The following is a 21,863-nucleotide window of genomic DNA, read 5'->3' as shown; positions in this document are numbered from 1 at the left end:
TCAGCCGCGACGGGCGCGCGCGCCGAACAGGCCGTTCGGCATCAGGAACAGGACGAGCAGGAACAGCACCATGCCGGCCAGTTCCTGCAGGGCGGACGAGGCGAGCGTCACGGTCAGCGCCTCGGTAACGCCGAGCAGCACCGCCCCGAGGAAAACGCCGGGAATGGAGCCGACGCCGGCCAGCACGGTGATGATGAAGGCCTTCACCGTCAGCGCGTGCCCGGTGGCCGGCTGCACCACGCTCATGGTGTAGAGCGCGACGCCAGCGAACGAGGCGAGCGCGCCCGCCACCAGGAACGACACCGTCTCGATACGGGTGGGGTTGATGCCCATGAGCTTGGCGGCGCCGCGATTGGAGGAGACGGCCCGCACCGCGCGGCCATACCAGCTGGACTTGAGCCACCACCACAGCGCGCCCATCAGCACCAGCGAGAGCACGAAGGCGATGATCTCGCTGCGCATGGCGAACAGGTCGCCCAGCGATACCGCATCCTGCAGGAAGGGCGAGGCTGTGGTGCGCACGTCGCTGGCGAACACGAGGAGGATGGCGTTGGTGAGGATGATGCCGATGGCGAAGGTGAGGATGAGCGAATTCAGCTCGCGGTGGTCCTTGATGCGGTCCACCAGCAGGAACAGCACGTAGCTCGCCGCCGCCACCACCACCAGCGCCAGCGGGATGGCGAAATAGGGGTCGAGCCCGGTCCGCGACTCCACGAAATAGGCCATGTAGGCAGCCAGCAGCACCAGTTCGCCGTGGGCGAGGTTGATGATGCGCATGGCGCCGAAAGCGAGGGCGAGGCCGAGGGCCACCAGCGCATAGACGCTGCCGATGAGCACGCCGGAGAATAGCGCCTGCAGGATGAGTTCGGTCATGTCACCTCGGATGGGCAAGGCGGGCGGTACGGAGCGGCGGTGAGAAGCTGGCCCGGGCCGGGGCACGGGAAGGATGCGGCCCGCGGGCGCCGGCGCCGGCGGGCCGCAATATCAGCCTCGCCTCACCACGGCAGGGCGGGATAGGCGATCTCGCCGGTGGCAGCCGACTTCGGCGACACCAGCACGATCTTGCCGTCGCGGTGCTGGCCCATGGAGAGCGCGAAGTTGGGGTTGTCTCCGGTCTCGTCGAACTGGATGCGGCCAAGCAGGCTGTTGCGGTCGGTCTTGCGCATCTCGGCGGCAAGCCCGCCCTTGTCCAGCGTGCCCGCCTCGGCGGCGCGGACGATGGCCTCGCACAGCGCCATGGTCTCCACGAAACTCAGGGTGGAGAGATATTCGATCTCTTTATTGTACGATTGCTTGTAGACCTCAGAGAACTTGCGCCCCTCCTCGTCCTTCACTTCCACCGGGAACGGCAGGAAGGACGTGCCGACCAGGTTGTTCATCAAGTCGGGGAATTCCGTGTACATTTTCGGGGTGGCGAGGGACCAGGCGCCGACGATCAGCTTCACGTTGGGCTTCAGCACCTTGGCGGCGCGGATGATGCCCACGTAGTCGTTCTCGTAGGCCGACATCATGATGATGTCGGGCTTGTCCTGCAGCTTGATCTTGTTGATGATCGGCTTGAAATCCGTAATCGCCGGATCGAACTTGTGCACCGTCACGGCGATGCCCTTGGCGGCGAGGTCCTTCTCCAGCCCCTCGGCGAGCAGCGCGGGCGCTTCCTTGGTGGAGGCGATGATGGACACCTTCGCGGGCTTCAGGTCGCCGATGAGGGTGGCGATGCCGCGCTCGTAGCCGGCATTGTTGTTGATGCGGAAGAAGGTCTTCAGCCCGCGCCGGGTCAACTCGTCCGAGACCGCGCCGGCGGTGATGTACACCTTGCCGAGCTTGTCGGAGGCGTCAGACGCCGGGCCGATGATGTTGGAGCCGTAGCCGCCGATCAGCGCCACCGCGCCGTCGGACGACAGCTTCTCCACCGCCGAGACCGCCTTTGCCGGAGTGCTCTCGTCGTCGATGAGGTCCACCTTCACCTGGACCTTCGGCGAGGCGGCGTTGCACATCTTCACCGCCACCTGCATGCCTTCGGTGAAGGCCTGGCCGGAGCGGGCGAGCGAGCCGGTGAGCGGCATGTGCGCGCCGATGGTGAAGGTCTTCGGCGCATCCTGGGCCGAGGCGCTCGCGATCCCCGCCGCGCTTCCCGCCAGCGTGACGCCGAACGCCAGCGCCGCCGACACGATTGTCCTGCCGACCATGTAGTCCTCCCTGAGCGTTTCTGACGCCGGGCGGCCGATCCCCTCGGCGCGGCCGCCCCGGCGGGCGCAGACGTGTCCGCGACCGGAGCGGCGCGAGCCGTCCGCCACGCGACCGCGGCTGCGGTGATCTGGCGGGAAGGGCATCCGCGGGACATGTGGCGCCTGCCGCCGCGGACCCGGTCCGGACAGCAAAAACCTCCCCTTCCGCGCGGCTTCTCCGCGTTCTGACCCCGCCGCGCGACCGGCGTCCGGGGCTGCGGAATGTATGACACGGGCTCCCGCCACCTGTCAATTATGCGGGCATCAGTTCTGCATAATGGAACAAAATATCCCGGACACCTACTGCAGCACCATCGCATGAGCGATACACACGCTTGACATTACGCACTCTGCAAGGCACGTCTTCAAAAAATTGCAGACGTCAATTCTGCATAGCAGAACACATGGGAGACAACATGGCTCCGGTCCGCACCGAGGTATCGAACGGCGTCGCCGTGCTCGTCATCGACAATCCGCCGGTCAATGCGCTCGGCGCGGCGGTCCGGGGCGCCATCGCCGCGGGCGTCGCGGCCGCCGTGGCCGACCCCGCCGTCAAGGCCATCGTGCTGGCTGCCGCCGGCAAGGTGTTCGTCGCCGGCGCCGACATCTCCGAGTTCGGCAAGCCCCCCGTTCCCCCCGCCCTGCCCGACGTGCTGGCCGCCATCGAGGATTGCCCGAAGCCGGTTGTCGCCGCCGTCAACGGCATGGCGCTCGGCGGCGGGCTGGAGCTCGCCCTCGCCTGCCATGCCCGGGTGGTGGCCCCCGGCGCGCGGCTGGGCCTGCCCGAGATCAAGCTCGGCATCATTCCCGGTGCCGGCGGCACCCAGCGGCTGCCACGCCTCATCGGCGCCGCGCCGGCTTTCGCCCTCATGCTGTCGGGCGATCAGGTGACGGCGCAGAAGGCGCTCACCCTCGGCCTCGCCGACGCCATCGCGGACGGCGACCTCGTGGCAGCCGCCGCCGAGCGCGCGCTGGCGCTTGCCGCCGCCGGCACCTGGCCCCGGGCGCGGGAGCGCGCCGACAGGCTGACCGCCGAGGATCGCGCCCAATTCGAGGCCGCCGCAGCGGACGCGGAGAGGCGCTCCGCCCGCATCCCCAACGTGCCAGCGCTCATCGATGCGGTGCGCGGCGTCTACGAGCGCCCGTTCCCCGAGGGTCTCGCCGCCGAGCGGGCGCATTTCAAGGCGCTGGTGGCGGATCCCAGCTCCAAGGCCCTGCGCCACGTCTTCTTCGCCGAGCGGGAGGCCGCGCGCATCCCCGGCATCGACAAGGAGGTGAAGGCCCGGCCCATCGCGGCCGCGGCGGTCATCGGTGCTGGCACCATGGGCGGCGGCATCGCCATGTGCTTCGCCCAGGCCGGCATCCCGGTCACCCTCATCGAGGTGAAGGCCGAGGCGCTCCACGTGGGCATGGAGCGCATCGGCGCCAATTACGCCACCTCCGTGAAGCGCGGCTCCCTCACCCAGGAGGCCATGGACGCGCGCATGGCCCTCATCACCCCCAAGGTGGGGCTTGAAGCGGCGGCCGATGCCGACATCGTGGTGGAAGCCGCGTTCGAGGACATGGGCGTCAAGGCCGAGATCTTCGGGACCCTCGACCGGGTGACCAAGCCCGGAACCATCCTCGCCACCAACACCTCCTATCTCGACGTGGACGCCATCGCCGCCACCACCAGCCGGCCGCAGGATGTGGTGGGCCTGCATTTCTTCAGCCCCGCCAACGTAATGCGCCTGCTGGAAGTGGTGCGCGGCGAGACGACCGCGCCCGACGTGCTGGTGACCGCCCTCGATCTTGGCCGCAGGCTCGGCAAGCTGCCGGTGGTGGTGGGGGTATGCTACGGCTTTGTCGGCAACCGCATTCTGGCCCGCCGCACCGAGGCGGCCGAACGCCTGCTGCTCGCCGGCGCCCTGCCCCACGAGGTGGATGCGGCGGTGACTGATTTCGGCTTCCGCATGGGGCCGTTCGCCATGGCCGACCTCGCCGGCATCGACATCGGCTGGCGCGCCCGCAAGGCGGCCGGCGACAAGGCGGTGAAGGCCCCGGTGGCCGATGCGCTGGCCGAGCAGGGCCGGTTCGGCCAGAAGACCGGCCGCGGCTTCTATCTCTATCCCGAAGGCGCCCGCGCCGGGGAGCGCGACCCGGAGACGGAGGCGCTCATCGTCGCCCTCTCGGCCGCGCGCGGCATCGCCCGCCGCAGCTTCACGCTGGAGGAGATCCAGGCGCGCCTGTTCTACCCCATGGTGAACGAGGGCGCGAAGATCCTGGAAGAAGGCATCGCCGCCCGCTCCGGCGACATCGATATCATCTGGCTCAATGGCTACAACTGGCCGTCCATCACCGGCGGGCCCATGCACTGGGCGGAGACGGTGGGCCTTGGCCGCATCGTCGCCGGGCTTGAGGAGATGGCAGCCGAGACCGGCGATGCCAGCCTGAAGCCGGCAGCGCTGCTCCAGCGCCTCGCGGCCGGCGCCGGCACGTTCGCGGAGGCCGCGTGATGGCGCAAGAGCCCGCGTCCGCGCCCGCGCCCGCACCGGGCGCCGTGCCGCTCTGGCAGGCGCATTTTCCCGATGTGTGCGACTGGTCCCAGGCGCTGGAGATCAGCGCTTTGCCCGAGCTCCTCGCCGCCGGTGTCGCGGCGGGAGGCGAGCGGCCGGCGTTCGATTTCCGCCATACCAAGATCAGCTATGCCGCGTTCGGCCGCCAGGTGGAGCGCCTCGCCAGCGGGCTGGCGCAGGATGGCGTGCGGCGCGGCGACAATATCGCCCTGCTGCTGCCCAACACGCCCTGGCACCCCATCGCCTTCTTCGCGCTGACGCGGCTCGGGGCGCGAGTGGTGCACATCAGCGCGCTCGATGCCCGGCGCGAGATCATCCACAAGCTGAAGGCCACCGGCGCGCGCCGCCTCATCACCACCAACCTGCCCGGCTTCCTGCCGCACGCGCTGGAGATGCTGGACACCGGCGTGGTGGACAAGGTGCTGGTGGGCGACGACGCGGCGTGGGGACCAGGCGAGACGGAGCCCCTCCCCCTGCCCGAACGGGCCGACGTGCGGCCCCTCGCGGACCTCGCCAGCGACGCCCCGCTCAATGCGCCGCGGCCCTCGGTGGACGATATCGCGGTGCTGCAGTTCACCGGCGGCACCACCGGCCTGCCCAAGGCCGCCATGCTGAGCCACGGCAACCTCACCGCGGCGGTGGCCATGTATCGCGCCTGGCGCGACGGCGGCCGACCGCTGGTGGCGGGCACCGAGAAGGTGGTGGCGGTGCTGCCGCTGTTCCACATCTATGCCCTCACCACGGTGCTGCTGCGCCACGTACGCGACGGCAACGAAATCCTGCTGCGCCAGCGCTTCGAGGTGGAGCAGCTGATCCATGATGTAAGCGTGCTGAAGGCCAGCCAGTTCTCCGGCGTGCCCACCATGTGGGTGGCGCTTTTGAACCGGCCGGGGGTGGAGGCGGTGGATTTCTCCTCCCTGAAATCCTGCGTCTCCGGCGGCGCGCCGCTGCCGTTCGAGGTGCAGGCGCGCATCGAGGCCATCCTCGGCACAAAGCTCAACAACGGCTGGGGCATGACGGAGACCGGCCCCGCCGGCTCGCGGGTGCCGGAGCGGGTGCAACGCCGGCTCGGGCTCATCGGCATTCCCTTGCCGGGCCTTGCCTTGCGGATCGTCGCCATGGACGCCCCGGGCGAGGCGCTGCCCCCCGGCGAGGTGGGCGAGATCGCCATCCGCGGGCCCAACGTGTTCAAGGGCTATCTGGGCGACGAGCCGGCCACCGCCGCCGCCTTCCACGACGGCTGGTTCCTCACCGGCGACATGGGGCGCATGGACGAGAGCGGCCTGTTCGAGATCGTCGACCGCCGCAAGAACATGATCATCTCCTCGGGCTTCAACGTCTATCCGGCGGCGGTGGAGAGCGCCATCTATGAGCACCCGGCGGTGGAGGAAGTCATCGTCATCGGCGTGCCCGATGCCTATCGCGGCCAGTCCGCCAAGGCCTACGTGAAGCTGAAGACCGGGGCCGAGCCCTTCACCCTCGACGCTCTCACCCAGTTCCTCGCCGACCGGCTCGGCCGGCACGAGATGCCCCGCGCGCTCGAATTCCGCGATGAGCTGCCGCGCAGCCCCGTCGGCAAACTGCTGCCCAAGGTGCTGATGGCGGAAGTGGCCGCGGCCGCCGGCGAAGCCCCCGAAACACACTGAAGACCAGAACGAGGAAGCCCAATGGCCGATGCCGTCATCGTCTCCACCGCGCGCACGCCCATCGGCAAGGCGCAGCGCGGCGCGCTCAACATCACCAAGGGCGCCGACATGGCCGCCCACGCCATCCGCCACGCCCTCGCCCGCGGCAAGGTGGACCCCGCCGAGGTGGAGGAGGTGGTGATGGGCTGCGGCTATCCGGAAGGCGCCACCGGCGGCAACGTCGCCCGCCACGGGGCGCTCGTGGCCGGCATCCCGGTGACCTCCACCGGCGTCACGGTCAGCCGTTTCTGCGCCTCGGGGCTGGAGGCGGTGGCCCATGCGGCGCGGCGCATCGTGATGGACGGCGTGCCGGTGGCGGTGGCGGGCGGGGTGGAATCCATCTCGCTGGTGCAGCCGGTGGACCGCGAGCGGTTCCGCAACGACTGGCTGATGGCGCACAAGCCCGACATCTACGTCACCATGATCGAGACCGGCGATAACGTGGCCAAGCGCTACGGCATCTCGCGGGAGGCGCAGGATGCCTTCTCCCTCGAAAGCCAGAAGCGCACCGCCCGCGCCCAGGCCGCCGGCCTGTTCGACACCGAAATCGTGCCCATCACCGTCGAGAAGGCGGTGACCGACAAGGAGAGCGGCGAGACCCGGCGCGAGACCGTCACCCTTTCCCGCGACGAGGGCAACCGCGCCGACACCACGCTGGAGGGCCTCGCCAAGCTGAAGCCGGTGCGCGGCGACGACCAGTTCGTCACCGCCGGCAATGCCTCGCAGCTGTCCGACGGCGCCTCTGCCAGCGTCCTCATGTCGTCCACCGAGGCGGCGCGGCGGGGGGCGCAGGTGCTCGGCATCTTCCGTGGCTATGCCACGGCGGGCTGCGAGCCGGACGAGATGGGCATTGGCCCGGTCTTCGCCGTGCCGCGCCTTCTGGAGCGCAATGGCCTCAAGGTCTCCGATATCGGGCTGTGGGAGCTGAACGAGGCGTTCGCCTCCCAGTCGGTCTATTGCCGCGACACGCTGGGCATCGACCCCGCCATCTGCAACGTCAACGGCGGCGCCATCTCGGTGGGCCATCCGTTCGGCATGAGCGGGGCGCGCCTCGTGGGCCATGCGGTGCTGGAAGGTCGCCGGCGCGGCGTGCGCTATGCGGTCGTCACCATGTGCATCGCCGGCGGCATGGGTGCCGCAGGCCTCATCGAAATCAATCCGGAGGCCTGATCCATGGACCTGCGCTTCACCCCTGAGGAGACCGCCTTTCGCAAGGAGGTCCGCACCTTCTTCCGCACCGCCATCCCGGCCGAGATCCGCACCAAGGTGTCGGAGGGCCGCAAGCTGGCGCGCGAGGATTATGTGACCTCCCAGCGCATCCTGAACGACAAGGGCTGGGCCGTGCCCCACTGGCCGGTGGAGCATGGCGGCCAGGAGTGGAGCGCGGTCAAGCGCTACATCTTCATGGAGGAGCTGATGCAGGCGGCGGTGCCGCTGCCGCTACAGTTCAACTGCTTCATGGTGGGCCCGGTGATCGCCACCTTCGGCAGCGAGGCGCAGAAGCGCCGCTTCCTGCCGCGCATCAAGAGCCTGGAGGACTGGTGGTGCCAGGGCTTCTCCGAGCCCGGCGCCGGCTCGGACCTCGCCTCGCTGAAGACCCGCGCGGTGCGCGAGGGCGACCACTACATCATCGACGGCCAGAAGACCTGGACCACGCTCGGCCAGTATGCCGACTGGATGTTCTGCCTCGCCCGCACCGACCCGGCAGCCAAGAAGCAGACGGGCATCTCCTTCATCCTCGTCGACATGAGGAGCCCTGGCGTCACCGTGCGGCCCATCATCACCATCGACGGCCGGCACGAGGTGAACGAAGTGTTCCTCGACGCCGTGAAGGTGCCGGTGGAGAATCTGGTGGGCGAGGAGAACAAGGGCTGGGACTATGCCAAGTTCCTGCTCGCCAACGAGCGTACCGGCATCGCCCGCATCGGCATGTCGAAAGAGCGCATCGCCCGCATCAAGCGCCTTGCCCGCACCACCCCGGCCGGCGCCGGCACCATGTGGGACGACCTCGATTTCCGCTCGCGCCTCGCGTCGGTCGAGATCGAGCTGAAGGCGCTGGAGATCACCCAGATGCGCGTGGTGGCGGCGCAGGCGACGCGCGACCCCACCAAGCCGGACCCCGCCTCCTCCATCCTGAAGATCAAGGGCTCGGAGCTGCAGCAGGCCACCACCGAGCTGCTGCTCGAACTGGCCGGCCCGCAGGCCCTGCCCGCCCTGCGCGACGGCGCCGGCGACAATGATGCCGAGGCCCTGTTCGCCTGGGCCGACGCGGCGGCGCCGGTCTATTTCAACCACCGCAAGGTGTCCATCTACGGCGGATCCAACGAGATCCAGCACAATGTGATCGCCAAGGCGATCCTCGGCCTGTGAGGAGGGCTCCATGGATTTCGACCTGACCGACGAGCAGTCGCTCCTCAAGGACACCGTCCGTCGCTGGGCGGCCGACACTTACCCAGGCATCGAGCAGCTGGCCTCGGCCCGCGCCGAGCCGCTCGGCTTTCCGAAGGCGCGATGGGCGGAGCTGGCGGAGCTGGGCCTCCTCGGCCTGCCGTTCGCGGAAGAAGACGGCGGCTTCGGCGGCGGGCCAGTGGAAACGCTGGTGGTGATGGAGGCGCTGGGCCGCGCGCTGGCCCCGGAACCCTATCTCGCCAGCGTCATCCTTGGCGGCGGGGCGGTGCGCCTCGCCGGCAACGCCGCCGAGCGCGCGGCATTGCTGCCCGGCCTGATGGACGGCACCGCCGGCCTCGCCTTCGCCCATGGGGAGGTGCAGGCGCGCTATGACCTGAATGATGTCGCCACCACCGCTCGCGCCGTGGACGGCGGGTTCCGCCTCGATGGCCGCAAGAGCGTGGTGCTGAACGCCGATGCCGCCGCGACGCTGGTGGTCAGCGCCCGCACCTCCGGCGACCGGCGCGACGCGGCCGGCATCACCCTGTTCCTGGTGCCGGTGGATGCGCCCGGCGTCAGCCTCAGCGCCTACCCCACCCAGGACGGCGGGCGCGCGGCGGACGTGATCCTCTCGGATGTGTTCGTGCCCGCCGATGCGGTGCTGGGGCCTGTCGGAGAGGGCCTCGCCATCGTCGAACGGGTGGTGGAAAGCGCCGTCGCCGCCCTGTGCGCCGAGGCGGTGGGCCTGATGGAGGCACTGCACGAACTGACGGTGGAATACCTGAAGACGCGCAAGCAGTTCGGCGTCGCCATCGGCTCGTTCCAGGCGCTGCAGCACAAGGCGGTGGACATGTTCGTGGCGCTGGAGCAGGCCCGCTCCATGGCGCTCTATGCCGCCATGATGGTGGAGGCGGAGGACGCCGCCGAGCGTGCCGTCGCCCTGTCCGCCGCCAAGGTGCAGATCAACCGCGCCGCCCGCTTCGTGGGCCAGACGGCGGTTCAGTTGCACGGTGGCATCGGCATGACCATGGAATATATCGGCGCCCATCACTTCCGCCGCCTCGCCATGATCGAGCTGATGTTTGGCGACACCGCCTATCACCAGCGACAGGTGGCAGCCGCGGGCGGCCTCGGCGGGATCGGCTGAAGGTCCGCCTTGGGTGTAAGAGCCCGACCGGGTTCGGCACCCACACGGTCCGCTGGAGCGGAATCAGAGGTGCGTACGATGATCTCTCTGGGATATTGACATGAGCGCGGCGGATCTGCCTGAACGCGAGGGGATGGACTACGACGTTGTTGTTGTCGGCGGAGGTCCTGCGGGGTTGGCCACCGCCATCCGGCTGAAGCAGCAGGCGGCGGAGCGCGGCACCGATGTGTCCGTCGTGGTGGTGGAGAAGGGCTCGGAAGTCGGCGCCCACATCCTCTCCGGCGCGGTGATCGATCCCATCGGCCTCGATGCCCTCATCCCCGGCTGGCGGGAGGAGGCGGAGGCGCCGCTGTCGGTCCAGGTCAATGACGACGCCTTCTATCTGCTCGGCCCGGCGGGGGGCATCCGCCTGCCCAATTTCGCCATGCCGCCCCTGATGAACAATCACGGCAATTATGTCGGCTCGCTGGGCAATGTCTGCCGCTTCCTGGCGCAGAAGGCCGAGGCGCTGGGCGTCGAGATCTATCCCGGCTTTGCCGCCGACGAGATCCTCTATGACGACAAAGGCGCGGTCACCGGCATCGCCACCGGCGACATGGGGGTGGACAAAAACGGCGTCCCCAAGGGCGAATTCACCCGCGGCATGGAATTGCGTGGCCGCTACACCGTGTTTGCCGAGGGCGCGCGGGGCCACCTGACCAAGCAGCTGATCGCCAGGTTTGGCCTCGATGCCGGCCGGGACGTGCCGAAATTCGGCATCGGCATCAAGGAATTGTGGAAGGTGAAGCCGGAGCGCCACAAGCCCGGCCTCGTCCAGCACGCCTTCGGCTGGCCGCTGGACGGCAAGACCGGCGGCGGCGCCTTCCTCTATCATATCGAGGACGAGCAGGTGGTGGTGGGCTTCGTGGTCCACCTCAACTACCAGAACCCCTGGCTGTCGCCCTTTGACGAGTTCCAGCGCTTCAAGACCCATCCCTTTTTCCGCGACACCTTCGAGGGCGGCAAGCGCATCGCCTATGGCGCGCGCGCCCTCTCGGAAGGCGGCTACCAGAGCGTGCCGAAGCTCAGCTTCCCCGGCGGCGTGCTGGTGGGCTGCGCGGCGGGCTTCGTGAACGTGCCGCGCATCAAGGGCAGCCACAACGCGGTGCTCTCCGGGATTCTGGCCGCCGACCACCTCGCCGGCGCGCTGGGCGAGGATCGCGGCCATGACGAACTCATCAGCTACGAGGCGGCGTGGCGCTCATCCGCCATCGGTGCGGACCTGAAGAAGGTGCGCAATGTGAAGCCGCTGTGGTCGAAGCTCGGCACCTTCATCGGCATTCCGCTGGGCGCGCTGGACATGTGGACCAACACGCTGGGCTTCTCCCTGTTCGGCACCCTGAAGCACGGCAAGACCGACGCCGCCTCCCTGAAGCCGGCGAAGGATTGCAAGAAGATCACCTATCCCCGCCCCGACGGCGTGCTCACCTTTGACAAGCTGTCGTCGGTGTTCCTGTCCAACACCAACCACGAGGAGAACCAGCAGGTGCATCTGGTGGTGAAGGACATGGCCCTGCAGAAGGCGTCGGAGCACGACATCTATGCCGGCCCGTCCAACCGCTACTGCCCGGCCGGCGTCTACGAGTGGATCGAGGAGGGGGCGGACGCGCCGCGTTTCCAGATCAACGCGCAGAACTGCGTCCACTGCAAGACCTGCGACATCAAGGACCCCAACCAGAACATCACCTGGACCGCCCCCGAGGGTGGCGGTGGGCCCAACTATCCAAATATGTGAGGGACGCATCACGACCGGGAGGGAGGCAACCTGAACTGCGTTTCCAGGTGCGGATTTGCGGTCTTATGCCGCTGCCGCCGACCTCGGCGGCTTTCGGTTGCGGTGGCTGGGCGGATTGCTGGCACGAAGGGAAGCCGGTTTGGAAGCACCTGACGCCGCGGCCGCTTCTTCCTGCTCGACGAGGTGATTATCTCGTTTGGCCTCCTCTATGGGGACCACCTTGCTTCCAGTTACGTACGGTTGGCAGTCCCCACAGACCGAACAAAAAGCAAGAGACCGCTTTTCGGCGAGACGCCAACGTCTGCTCCTGTGAAGGGTTTCGGATGCCGGCCCGATCACGACAGCGGGACTGGGCATGCGGGCCGGCGTCGGAAAGCCTCCAGGGGAGGAAACCGCGGTTCGACGTGCACGACGGTCGAGGTCTTTGCGGTGCTATGGGGATTTGAGGCAGGCGTTGACGGGGGAGACACCGATCGAGGGACCGATATCGAGGTACATGATGGGGCCAATGCACTCCGGTCGTGTTCCGGTCTTCGCGGCAACAACATCTTTCCGGTGCCGCAATGATGATGGACGCGGCCTTGCCGATGACAAAGCGCGTGCGGCCCCGATGCCGGAGATGGCGTTGCCTTCGACGAGACACTGGTGCCGGGGAACGGGCTCGGCGCTCATGAGCTGTCGAACCTGAAGGGTTCAGCGGACCATGTCCGGGGCAGTGCCCCATGGGCGAACGTCTCGATGACGGTCATGGAGCCGCCGCAGCACCGGCAGCGCAGAGCTGTTGCCTCCTTTTTCTCGTCGACGGAGGATGGCGCCAGGCGTTGCGAGTTCTCCTCCCGCGGCTCCAGCAGCGCGCGGATCCTGTCGATGTTGGCGGCGCGGACCGCGCTGGCGAACAGGCCGTAGTGCCGGATGCGGTGGATGAACTCGTCCGCCGGCAGGATCAAGGCCTTGATCCAGCCGTTGCCGGTGGCCTTGGCCCGGGCGCGATAGTCCTTCCAGCGGAAGGTGACCCCACGGTCGTCCATGGAGATGAGCCGGCTGTTGGAGATGGCGACGCGGTGCGTGTAGCGCGACAGATAGGCCAGCACCGCGGCAGGGCCGGCGAACGGACGCTTGGCGTAGACCAACCCACTCGGCGCGGCGCAGGGGTGCCAGCATGGCCTCGAACGCCCCCTTCTCCGCCAGCGGGACGAGATCACCGAAGAAGGCGAGCCGGCCGGTGGCGTGGAGCCTCCGCAGACCGTCGAGGAAGAAGCCGCCGGAACAGGCGGGACAGCACCCGCACCGGCAGGAAGAACCGGGCTCGGCCGGCAATCCAGCGGGTACCATCAGTCGAGAGCCCGCCGCCGGGCACCACGGCATGGATATGGGGATGGTGGGTGAGCGCCGATCCCCAGGTATGGAGCACCGCAGTGATGCCGATGCGGACGCCGAGATGCCTCGGGTCAGCGGCGATGGTGGCCAGAGGCATACGTCACCTCGCGCCGGCAGCGGAAGAAGGTGGAGATGCTGTTCGCCCACCTGAAGCGCATCCTCAGGCTCGACCGCCTGCGACTGCGCGGCCCGAACAGTGCCCGGGACGAGTTCCATCTCGCTGCCACCGCTCAGAACCTCAGGAAGCTCGCCAAGCTGGTGCCCAACGGCCCCAGAGCCGTGACGGCTTGAAGGAGAAGCGCACGCCCCTCACGAGTGCCAATGTCGCCACGCCTCCAGCGCCGACTTTTTCAACGGAATCGGCGCGATCTGGAGGTCCGCGGATGCGGTGGACCGAGGCCGGTCACCCCTCGGAGAGCGGCAACCGGTCCAGGTCGGCGATGAGACCGGGGCCGGCCGGCTCCCAGCCCAGCTTCTTCCGAGTCTGCTCGCTCGAGGCAGGCAAGCTGTGGGTCATGAAGGAGGAAAGCCAGCCGAAGTGGGTCTCCGCCGCCTCCGGAGCGATGGGCGTGACCGGAAGCTGGAGCCGTCGGCCGACCGCTTCCACGATATGGCGGAACAGCACGCCTTCTTCCGCCACTGCATGGTACCTGGCCGACGGCTCAGCCCTTTCGACGGCCAGCCGATAGAGGCGCGCGACGTCGAGGACATGGGCGGCGGGCCAGCAATTCTCGCCGTCTCCCACATAGGTGCACACGCCTTGCGCGCGGAACATCGCGATGGCGTAGCTGACGAGCCCTTGCCGGGCCGTGTCGTGCACTTGCGGCAGGCGCACCACCGAAACGTTGGCGCCATCGGCGGCGAGGGCGGCGGCAGCCTCTTCCGAGGCCGCGCGGGGATTGGTTTGCGAACTCAGCGCCGCATTATCTTCCTTGGCGGGCGCGCCGGGCGCGGTTTTCGCGATGGCGGTCCCGGAGGTCACGATCAGAGGACGGCTGGAACCGGCGAGTGTGGAGCCGAGCGCCAGGATGACCCGGCGGTCGTCCTCGCAATTGGCGACGAATTTCGAGAAATCGTGGTTGAATGCCAGATGGATGACGCCGTCGCATTGGGCCGCAGCACAGGTCAGATCTTGCAAATCCTCGAGCGATCCCCGATGAACCGCGGCGCCGGTGTTCAGCAACGCCGTCGCCTTCTCCGGCGAACGGGCCAGCCCGAGCACCTGGTGGCCGGCTGCGATCAATTCCTTGACGACGGCGGAGCCGATAAAGCCGGTCGCGCCGGTGACAAACACACGCATGGGAAAGGTCTCCGCGGGTTGACGGGAGACGGGTTTCGGCGCCTTAGCTATCCGGGTAAAGTCGTGAGCTTATACGGGTATAATGACTAACAGCATGGCCGATCCCACGCGCGACGAAAACCGGCTCGGGGCCTATCTGAAGGATCGGCGCGGGAAGCTCGATCCTGCCGCCCTCGGCTTTTCCCCGGCGCGGCGGCGCACCCCCGGCCTGCGCCGGGAGGAGGTGGCGCAACGCGCCAATATCAGCCCCACCTGGTACACGTGGCTGGAGCAGGGACGCGGCGGCGCCCCTTCCGCCGACGTGCTCAACCGTATCGCGCGCGCCTTGATGCTGACCGACCTGGAGCGCGAGCATCTCTTCCTGCTCGGTCTCGGCCGCGCCCCCGAAGTGCGCTACAGGAAGAATGACGACGTCTCGCCCCGTCTGCAGCACGTGCTCGATGCGCTCGACCCCAGTCCCGCCTTCATCCGGACCGCATTGTGGGACGTGGTCGCCTGGAACAGGGCGGCGACGGTGATGCTCACCGATTACGGCAAGCTGCCGCCGGAGGAGCGCAACATTCTGCGCTTCATCTTCCTCGATCCACGGGTGCGCGCCGCCCAGGCGGACTGGGAGAGCGTCGCGCGGCTCGTGGTCGGCGCGTTCCGCGCGGCGGCGGCGCGAGCGGGTGCTGCGGCGGAAATAAAACCCCTCGTCGAAGAGCTCTGCCGTCTCAGCCCGGAATTCGCGGCCCTGTGGCGCGACAACGACATCCATGGCCAGGGCGAAGGCCTCAAGCACATCCGCCACCCGGTTCTGGGCACCGTGACGCTTGAATTCTCCACCTTCACGGTGGAGGGCCGCTCTGATCTCAGCATGGTCGTCTACAATCCGGCGACCCCTGCCGATGCGGCGAGGATCAGGGGTTTGGTGGAGGCGAAGGCTGGTTCTGAGTGAAGAGCGACGGTGCGAGCGGGGGCGATCTCGGGAAGGACTTCAATGTCTGGAAGGGGAGCGCGGCCCCATTGATCCGGAGGGTCGTCATGCGCTCCGTCTGGCGCGCGCGAATGCGCCCGGTGACGTGCCGACCCGCCGGCGAAACGCGGTGCTGAAGGCGCTTGCGGACTCATAGCCGAGCTGTTCCGCGAGGCGTTCCAGCGATTGTCCGCCGCGGCTCAGGGCGTTCTGCGCCAGGGCCATCCGCCAACGCGACAGATACTCGATGGGCGCGCAGCCGACGACGTCAGAAAATCGGGCAGCGAAGGCAGAGCGCGACATGCCGGCGACAGCCGCCAGCTCGGCCACCGTCCATCCGGTTCGAACGTCGGTATGCATGCCCCGCAGCACCCCGGCGAGCGCCGGGTCTTGCAGTCCCGCCAGCAAGCCCGCGGGCAAGGCGCCGTGGTCCCGGCCGCGCCAACGCAGGCACTCCACCAGCAGCACCTCCAGCAGCCGCTCCAGGATCATGTCCCAGCCGGGCCGATCGGCTCCACATTCCTCCATCATCAGATCGACAAGACGGCCGAGCCGGCCGGTATCACCGTCAGACGAACGGATGTGGATCATGGACGGCAGCAGCTCGAGCAGAACCGGCGCATTGACAGGATCGATCCTGAAGCTGCCGCCGAGCATTCGGAAATCCGGCTCGCCTTCCAAATCCCCGTGGTGGACGGCCTCGCTCGACGGGGCGCACGGCGCACAGGCGACGCCGGGCCGGCTGAACAGGGTGAACGATGGCGTATCGGGCAGGAGCACGAAGTCGCCGCGGTCGAGCAGAACCGGCTCTTCTTTCTCGATCGCAAGCCAGCATTGCCCGGCGAGCACGATGGCAAACCCCGGCTGCCCATAGGCGGCGTAGCTCGCCCCCCAATCGCCGCCCCCGGTGATTGGCTTGGACAAAGCGGCACTCGGGCGCAGCAGAGAGATGACCTCGCTGAGGGGATCCATTCTGGACGAGCAATAATGATTTTAGGCATATTGATTATATATCGTATCGCCAGCCTGTCTATCCTGCAGGGGAACACGGAGACAGGCATGACCCCCACCATTCTCATCACCGGCACCTCCTCAGGCTACGGCAAGGCGATCGCGGAGCACTTTCTGGCTCAGGGTTGGAATGTCGTCGCCACCATGCGCCGGCCGGCCCCCGGCATCTTTCCCGTTTCGGATCGGCTGCGCGTCCTGCAGCTCGATGTCACCGATGGTGACAGCATCACCCACGCCATCGCTGACGCGGTTGCGGCGTTCGGTGCCATCGATGTTCTGGTGAACAATGCCGGGATCGGCATGGCCTCCGTGGTGGAAGCGACACCGGACAGCATCATCCGCGAGATCTTCGAGACGAACAGCTTCGGCGTGTTCGCAACATGCCGCGCCATCATTCCGCACATGCGCCGGCAGGGACATGGTGTCATCGTCAACGTGACGTCCAGCACGGCCATCGGCGTCATGCCGCTGGTGGCGATCTACGCCGCCAGCAAGTGTGCCGTGGAAGGCTATACGGAATCCCTGTCCTATGAGCTGGAGCCGTTCGGCATCCGCGCCCGCCTCGTGGAACCCGGCTACGCCCCGACGACGAATTTCACCACCAATGGTGGCCCGCGCATGCAAGGCCTGATCCCGGCGGACTACGAGGCCTTCGCCCTCGGGTGCTTCCAGAAGATGGCCCATTATCCGACCGCCTATTGCACCGAGGCAGAGGTGGCGCAGGCTGTGTTCACGGCTGCGACGGCCGAGGGCGAAGAGATCCGCTATCCGGCAGGTCCCGACACCCGGCTCCTCGCGGAGCTGCGCTGGAGCACTTCTGAACCCCATTATCTGGAGAAGATGCGGGAGATGTTCCGCCCGAATCTCCCAAGCCGTGCCCTTGCCGACACGCGCGCGCTCTGAGGCTGCGCCATCGCGCCAGCCATCATGGCGGCGGGACTGTTTGACCGCCTGCGGTGCGAACATTGGTCATCGCGCAAGAGCCCCTGTCTCACGGTTTGGGAACACCGCCTTCCTCAGAGACCTCCTGCACCAACCTCGGCCCCTGCGCGAGCCGCCGCCCCAGCGCCGCGACGAATGCCTCATACCGCTCCCCCACCTTGGCTCGCGCGGCCTGGGCCGTCGGCTCGGGCAATGCCGGCGTGGTGGCCAGCCAGAATCGCACGAACACGGCCAGCGTCTCGACAGAGATGCCGAGGTCTCGTTCCAGCCGGGCGATCCGCCTGTCCAGCTGATCAAGGCGCTTCGCGACGGCAGCCTCCCGCTGCTCGGCCGCGTCTGGAGACAGGAAGGAGGCAATGGCAGCCTCCGCGATCAGAGACTGAGGCTGATCCCGCCGAGCGGCATAATCGGCGAGAAGCCGCATAGTGGCCGGATCGAGATAGACCGAGATCTGCGCCTTCTTCTTGCGTAGAGCCATCGCCGTCACAGCTCCATGCTGTCATTGGGATCGAGCGAAACCTGGCGCGCGACGCCCTGCATCGTGCGTGTCATGCGACTGGTCCGGGCGACGTCGTCCTCGCTGTCGTCGATCAGATAGATCTCGAACTCGTTGGGGGGCTGCTCATGGGCCTCCACCACCCGCGCCAATTCCGGCTGGCGCCGCTGTTCGGAGCTGGTGGTATCCTCGTCGTCGCTCCCCTCGACCATCAAGTTGATCTGTGAAGGCACGGGCTGCGGAAAGACGCTCCAGTCGTCGGGCTGACGATCGCGAGGGGCCAGGAGCTCCGGCGGGTGCAGCACCCGCTCCCTGAACCGCTCATCCTCGTAATATCGCGCCTTCTTCGCCCGGATCGGCGGCGTACCGGCGATCATGACAATCTCGTCCGCCGGCGGAAGCTGCATCACCTCGCCGGCAGTGAGCAGTGGTCGGGCTGTTTCCGAGCGCGACACCATAAGGTGCCCGAGCCAGGGCGACAGCCGGTGGCCGGCATAGTTTTTCATGGCCTTCATCTCCGTGGCGGTGCCGAGGGCATCGGACACGCGTTTCGCCGTGCGCTCGTCGTTGGTCGCGAAGCTCACCCGCACATGGCAGTTGTCGAGGATGGAGTTGTTCGGCCCGTAGGCCTTCTCGATCTGGTTCAGGGACTGGGCGATGAGGAAGCTCTTGAGCCCGTAGCCCGCCATGAAGGCAAGCGCGCTCTCGAAGAAGTCGAGCCGCCCGAGCGCGGGGAACTCGTCCAGCATGAGCAGGAGGCGATGCCGGCCGGCCTTCGCCTGCAGATCCTCTGTGAGGCGGCGCCCCACCTGGTTCAGGATCAGGCGGATCAGCGGCTTCGTGCGATTGATGTCCGAGGGCGGCACCACAAGGTAGAGGCTGGTCGGGCGGCCACCTGCCACCAGGTCGGTGATCCGCCAGTCGCAGCGCCGAGTCACCTCGGCCACCACGGGATCTCGGTAGAGCCCGAGGAAGGACATGGCGGTGGAAAGCACGCCGGACCGTTCGTTCTCGGATTTGTTGAGGAGCTCGCGGGCGGCGCTGGCGATTACGGGATGGGGACCCGCCTCTCCGAGGTGAGCCGTCGTCATCATGGCGGCGAGGGTCGTCTCGATGGGCCGCCGGGGATCAGAGAGGAAGGCCGCGACACCGGCCAGGGTCTTGTCCCGCTCGGCATAGAGCACATGGAGGATGGCGCCCACCAGCAGAGCATGGCTGGTCTTCTCCCAGTGATTGCGCTTCTCGAGGGAGCCCTCGGGGTCCACCAGGATGTCGGCGATGTTCTGGACGTCGCGCACCTCCCATTCCCCGCGGCGGACCTCCAGCAGGGGATTGTAGGCAGAGGAGCGCACATTGGTGGGGTCGAACAGCAGCACGCGCCCATGCTTCGCCCGGAAGCCTGCGGTGAGCTGCCAGTTCTCGCCCTTGATGTCGTGGACGATGGCCGAGCCCGGCCAGGTGAGCAGCGAGGGCACGACGAGGCCGACGCCCTTGCCGGAGCGGGTGGGCGCGAAGCACAGGACGTGCTCGGGTCCATCATGGCGCAGATAGTCCCGCCCATGGCGGCCGAGCACAACCCCGTCGGAACCGACAAGTCCGGCTGACCGGATCTCGTCCGGCTCGGCCCAGCGGGCGGAGCCATAGGTCTCGACGCGCCTCGCCTCCCGCGCCCGCCAGACCGACAGGCCGATGGCGATCGCGATGGACAGGAACCCGCCCGAGGCGGCGATGAAGGCGCCTTCTGTGAAAATCTCCGGCGCATAGGCGTCGTAAAAATACCACCACCAGAAGAAAGCCGGCGGGTGATAGACGGGCCAGTGCCCCAGCACGAACCAGGGCGGGCCGAGCTGGTCCTGGAAGCCCAGCCGCCAGGCGACATATTCCGTCGCCCCCCACGTGGTGGCCAACACGATGGCGAAGACGGCGAGGATCTGGCCCCAGAGGATCTTGGTCGCGGACATACTGCGGTCCCTTCACGGTTAAGGTCAGAGGCCGAGGCCGCGCTTGCGGCCGAAGGACCAGTCGATGCCGCCGTCAGTTCGGGCGACGCCGGAGATGTGCTTGCCCAGCTGCTTCTCCAGCGAAGGCGTCCAGGGCACGAGCTGGAAGCCGAGGCCGTCGTCGATCATGGCGAAGCGCCCCGAGGCCAGCGCAAAGCGCTGACGGTAGGTGCCGGAGACATAGTCTCTCCCGCCAGATCGATTGAACGGCCGTCCGGTCTCGGCAGCGAGCTTCCCGCCCAGAGCGTCCACCTCCCATTTGCGCAACGTCTCGATCAGGTCACGGGCGAAGGTGACGCGCTGGCCTTGACGCTCGGCCAACCCCTCCCGGACCAGATGGTCGGCGCGACGTTCCATCGCCCCGCGCACCTCGGCGCCGAAGCCGCCCTTTGACAGGGACGCCGGCGCACGGCTGAGCGCCTGCCGGTCGAGCCAGGTGGCGCCGGAGGCCGTGATCTGCCGCTCGATGTCGAGGTCGGAGCGGACCGCGAGCGCAACCCGCGCCTGACCCCGCCCATCCTCGAACCTCCGGAGTTCGACGATGGAGCCGGGAGCGCCGTCGCCAGTCGCCTCGAGGTCGGGCAGTCGGATGTGATGGGTCCGTCCGTCGATGCCATCCACCACGGCATAGACCGTACCCTTCAGCTCGTCATCGAGGCCTCGATCCACGAGACGACCAATGACAGGGGCATCCAGACTCTCGCCGGCGAGCACATAACTCGCCGTGCCCCGCTCGATGCCGTGGGCGGTGAGGGCACGGTGCATCCGCTTGATGATGTCGCCGCGCTCGCCAAGGGCGCGCAGCGTCGCCTCCGCCTTCTCATCAATCACCCACTGGCCGGAACCGATCTCATCGGCGAGGCCGAGGGCCTCGAGCTTAAGCAGCCGCCCGACTTTCATCGGCAAGAAAGCATCCGTCCCACTACCGCGATCGCGCGCCACGTCGATAAAGCCCGCCTCGCACTGATCGCGGACCAGTTGGCGGTCGAGCTGGGTCCAGCCCTCCGCTTCTATCTGCCGCTCCAAAGTGCGACGGATGTCGTGTTCCGTGCGCGGGCCCAGTTCCTGGGTGACGAGAGCCTGGGCGCGGTCGCGCATGCCTTCCTTGATGTAATCGCGGGAGATGACGAGGTCCTGGCTGTCGTCGGTCCGGCCCCGCACCAATATGTGCAGGTGGGGATTGTCGGTGTTCCAGTGGTCAACACCGACCCAGTCGAGCTTCGTACCCAGGTCCTTCTCCATCTGCCCCACGAGGTCGCGGGCGAAGGACGGGAGGTTCGCCATGTCGGCTGCGTCCTCGGGCGACACGATGAAGCGGAAGTGGTGCCGATCGTCGGCGCAGCGCTCTGCGAAAGCGCGACCGTCTCCCTCCTCAGCACCCGGCCCGAACAGGCGGGCCTTCTCTCCGTCCCGGGTGACGCCCTCCCGGTGCAGGTAGGAGAGGTGCGAGATCAGCGGTGTGGCATGGGCGGTGTGGCGCACCACGCGGGTCTTGATGACGACGACGCGCGAGCGGCCCGTGAGCAGGCGGTTGGCCTGGATGCTCGCCGTCCGCCCGCGGCCGAAGTGCGAGCGGGTGCCGGAGGTGAGGCGGCCGGATCGGGAGACGTGGCCACCGGCCTTCTGGGCCGCGGCGAGGGCCTGGGCGATGAAGGGACGGGCCCTCTGGGCACGGGACGAGCGGATGCGGCCGGGCCGGACGCGGAATTCCCGGTCATCGGCCATGACGCGCCCCTGCAAGGTGGGGGAAGGCCAACAGGATCAGTGACTTGAGTACTCGATGCACATTGCCGAGCAGCAGCGCAATGTGCGTTTGGCTCAAAATTGCCAAGCAAAAACAACCGCCCGACCTCAGCGCACCTTGCGCCCTTTTATCTCGCCCTCCTAATCGGTCGTATTTCCACTGCTCTTGCGGACATCGTCGTTCATCCTTCCCGATGCGAGAATATACTATGCTGTTCGCCACGGCACGCCTCCGCTCGCGGGCTTCGAGTTCCGATGCGCC

The 21,863-nt window shown here is 67.7% G+C and carries 16 protein-coding genes and 2 pseudogenes; 9 read left to right on the top strand and 9 right to left on the bottom strand.

From position 1 onward, the window contains the following. Both ABLE93_RS19285 and ABLE93_RS19280 read right to left on the bottom strand, forming a co-directional pair. A complete protein-coding gene (locus ABLE93_RS19285; RefSeq protein ID WP_229646705.1) occupies positions 1 to 873 on the bottom strand; it encodes a branched-chain amino acid ABC transporter permease in 873 nt (290 codons plus the stop codon). Between the two features lie 122 nt (positions 874 to 995). Further along, complete coding sequence (locus ABLE93_RS19280) at positions 996 to 2,189, bottom strand: ABC transporter substrate-binding protein (RefSeq protein WP_229646706.1); 1,194 nt, start codon at positions 2,187 to 2,189, stop codon at positions 996 to 998. Between the two features lie 455 nt (positions 2,190 to 2,644). On the opposite strand from ABLE93_RS19280, the gene ABLE93_RS19275 reads away from it, so the two are divergent. The 6 genes from ABLE93_RS19275 (at position 2,645) to ABLE93_RS19250 (ending at position 11,777) form a co-directional block, all read left to right on the top strand. Further along, complete coding sequence (locus ABLE93_RS19275) at positions 2,645 to 4,723, top strand: 3-hydroxyacyl-CoA dehydrogenase NAD-binding domain-containing protein (protein ID WP_348841472.1); 2,079 nt, start codon at positions 2,645 to 2,647, stop codon at positions 4,721 to 4,723. Next, positions 4,723 to 6,429 carry an AMP-binding protein gene (locus tag ABLE93_RS19270; RefSeq protein ID WP_229644288.1) on the top strand — a complete coding sequence of 569 codons (1,707 nt, stop codon included), beginning with the start codon at positions 4,723 to 4,725 and terminating at the stop codon, positions 6,427 to 6,429. Before ABLE93_RS19275 ends, ABLE93_RS19270 begins: the two co-directional genes overlap by 1 nt. Before the next feature lie 21 nt (positions 6,430 to 6,450). Then, positions 6,451 to 7,638: an acetyl-CoA C-acyltransferase gene (locus ABLE93_RS19265; RefSeq protein WP_229644289.1), complete on the top strand. Its 1,188-nt coding sequence runs from the start codon at positions 6,451 to 6,453 to the stop codon at positions 7,636 to 7,638. A 3-nt stretch (positions 7,639 to 7,641) separates the two neighbouring features. After that, entirely contained in the window at positions 7,642 to 8,838 is a 1,197-nt protein-coding gene (locus ABLE93_RS19260) for an acyl-CoA dehydrogenase family protein (protein WP_229644290.1), read from the top strand. Between the two features lie 10 nt (positions 8,839 to 8,848). Beyond that, positions 8,849 to 10,003 carry an acyl-CoA dehydrogenase family protein gene (locus ABLE93_RS19255; protein WP_229644291.1) on the top strand — a complete coding sequence of 385 codons (1,155 nt, stop codon included), beginning with the start codon at positions 8,849 to 8,851 and terminating at the stop codon, positions 10,001 to 10,003. Positions 10,004 to 10,103: 100 nt separating this feature from the next. Next, complete coding sequence (locus ABLE93_RS19250; RefSeq protein WP_229644292.1) at positions 10,104 to 11,777, top strand: electron transfer flavoprotein-ubiquinone oxidoreductase; 1,674 nt, start codon at positions 10,104 to 10,106, stop codon at positions 11,775 to 11,777. 668 nt (positions 11,778 to 12,445) lie between these two features. Here the strand turns inward: ABLE93_RS19250 and ABLE93_RS19245 are convergent. Next, positions 12,446 to 13,245, bottom strand: a pseudogene (locus ABLE93_RS19245) (IS91 family transposase); the annotation flags it as partial. Positions 13,246 to 13,250: 5 nt separating this feature from the next. Between ABLE93_RS19245 and ABLE93_RS19240 the strand changes: the two are divergent. Next, positions 13,251 to 13,445: pseudogene (locus ABLE93_RS19240) on the top strand (transposase); the annotation flags it as partial. A gap of 112 nt (positions 13,446 to 13,557) precedes the next feature. Here ABLE93_RS19240 and ABLE93_RS19235 read toward each other — a convergent pair. Further along, positions 13,558 to 14,454 (bottom strand): SDR family oxidoreductase, encoded by an 897-nt coding sequence (locus ABLE93_RS19235; RefSeq protein WP_229644293.1) that lies wholly within the window; start codon positions 14,452 to 14,454, stop codon positions 13,558 to 13,560. A gap of 94 nt (positions 14,455 to 14,548) precedes the next feature. On the opposite strand from ABLE93_RS19235, the gene ABLE93_RS19230 reads away from it, so the two are divergent. Beyond that, positions 14,549 to 15,391, top strand: a complete 843-nt coding sequence (locus ABLE93_RS19230) for a helix-turn-helix transcriptional regulator (protein WP_229644294.1) — start codon at positions 14,549 to 14,551, stop codon at positions 15,389 to 15,391. Between the two features lie 84 nt (positions 15,392 to 15,475). On the opposite strand, the gene ABLE93_RS19225 is transcribed toward ABLE93_RS19230, so the two are convergent. Beyond that, on the bottom strand, positions 15,476 to 16,381 hold the full coding sequence (locus ABLE93_RS19225) for an AraC family transcriptional regulator (RefSeq protein WP_229644295.1): 906 nt from the start codon (positions 16,379 to 16,381) through the stop codon (positions 15,476 to 15,478). Positions 16,382 to 16,468: 87 nt separating this feature from the next. Here ABLE93_RS19225 and ABLE93_RS19220 point away from each other — a divergent pair, with 87 nt between their 5' ends. Continuing rightward, a complete protein-coding gene (locus ABLE93_RS19220) occupies positions 16,469 to 17,323 on the top strand; it encodes an SDR family oxidoreductase (RefSeq protein ID WP_229646964.1) in 855 nt (284 codons plus the stop codon). Positions 17,324 to 17,411: 88 nt separating this feature from the next. Here ABLE93_RS19220 and ABLE93_RS19215 read toward each other — a convergent pair whose 3' ends face one another. The 4 genes from ABLE93_RS19215 to ABLE93_RS19200 all read right to left on the bottom strand — a co-directional run. Next, complete coding sequence (locus tag ABLE93_RS19215; protein ID WP_229644296.1) at positions 17,412 to 17,840, bottom strand: CopG family transcriptional regulator; 429 nt, start codon at positions 17,838 to 17,840, stop codon at positions 17,412 to 17,414. A 5-nt stretch (positions 17,841 to 17,845) separates the two neighbouring features. Further along, the gene (locus ABLE93_RS19210) at positions 17,846 to 19,819 is read right to left on the bottom strand and encodes a conjugal transfer protein TraG (RefSeq protein ID WP_229644297.1); all 1,974 of its coding nucleotides are present in this window, start codon (positions 19,817 to 19,819) and stop codon (positions 17,846 to 17,848) included. 24 nt (positions 19,820 to 19,843) lie between these two features. Beyond that, positions 19,844 to 21,583 (bottom strand): relaxase/mobilization nuclease domain-containing protein, encoded by a 1,740-nt coding sequence (locus tag ABLE93_RS19205; protein WP_229644298.1) that lies wholly within the window; start codon positions 21,581 to 21,583, stop codon positions 19,844 to 19,846. Further along, on the bottom strand, positions 21,573 to 21,863 hold a 291-nt coding region (locus tag ABLE93_RS19200), incomplete at its 5' end, for a hypothetical protein (RefSeq protein WP_348841471.1). The genes ABLE93_RS19200 and ABLE93_RS19205, both read right to left, overlap by 11 nt.

Origin of the sequence: Xanthobacter pollutisoli (assembly GCF_040044995.1) — a bacterium.
Classification (GTDB): Bacteria; Pseudomonadota; Alphaproteobacteria; order Rhizobiales; family Xanthobacteraceae; genus Xanthobacter.
The sequence above is the reverse complement of the archived record's forward strand: the minus strand, read 5'-3'. Positions and strand labels throughout refer to the sequence as shown.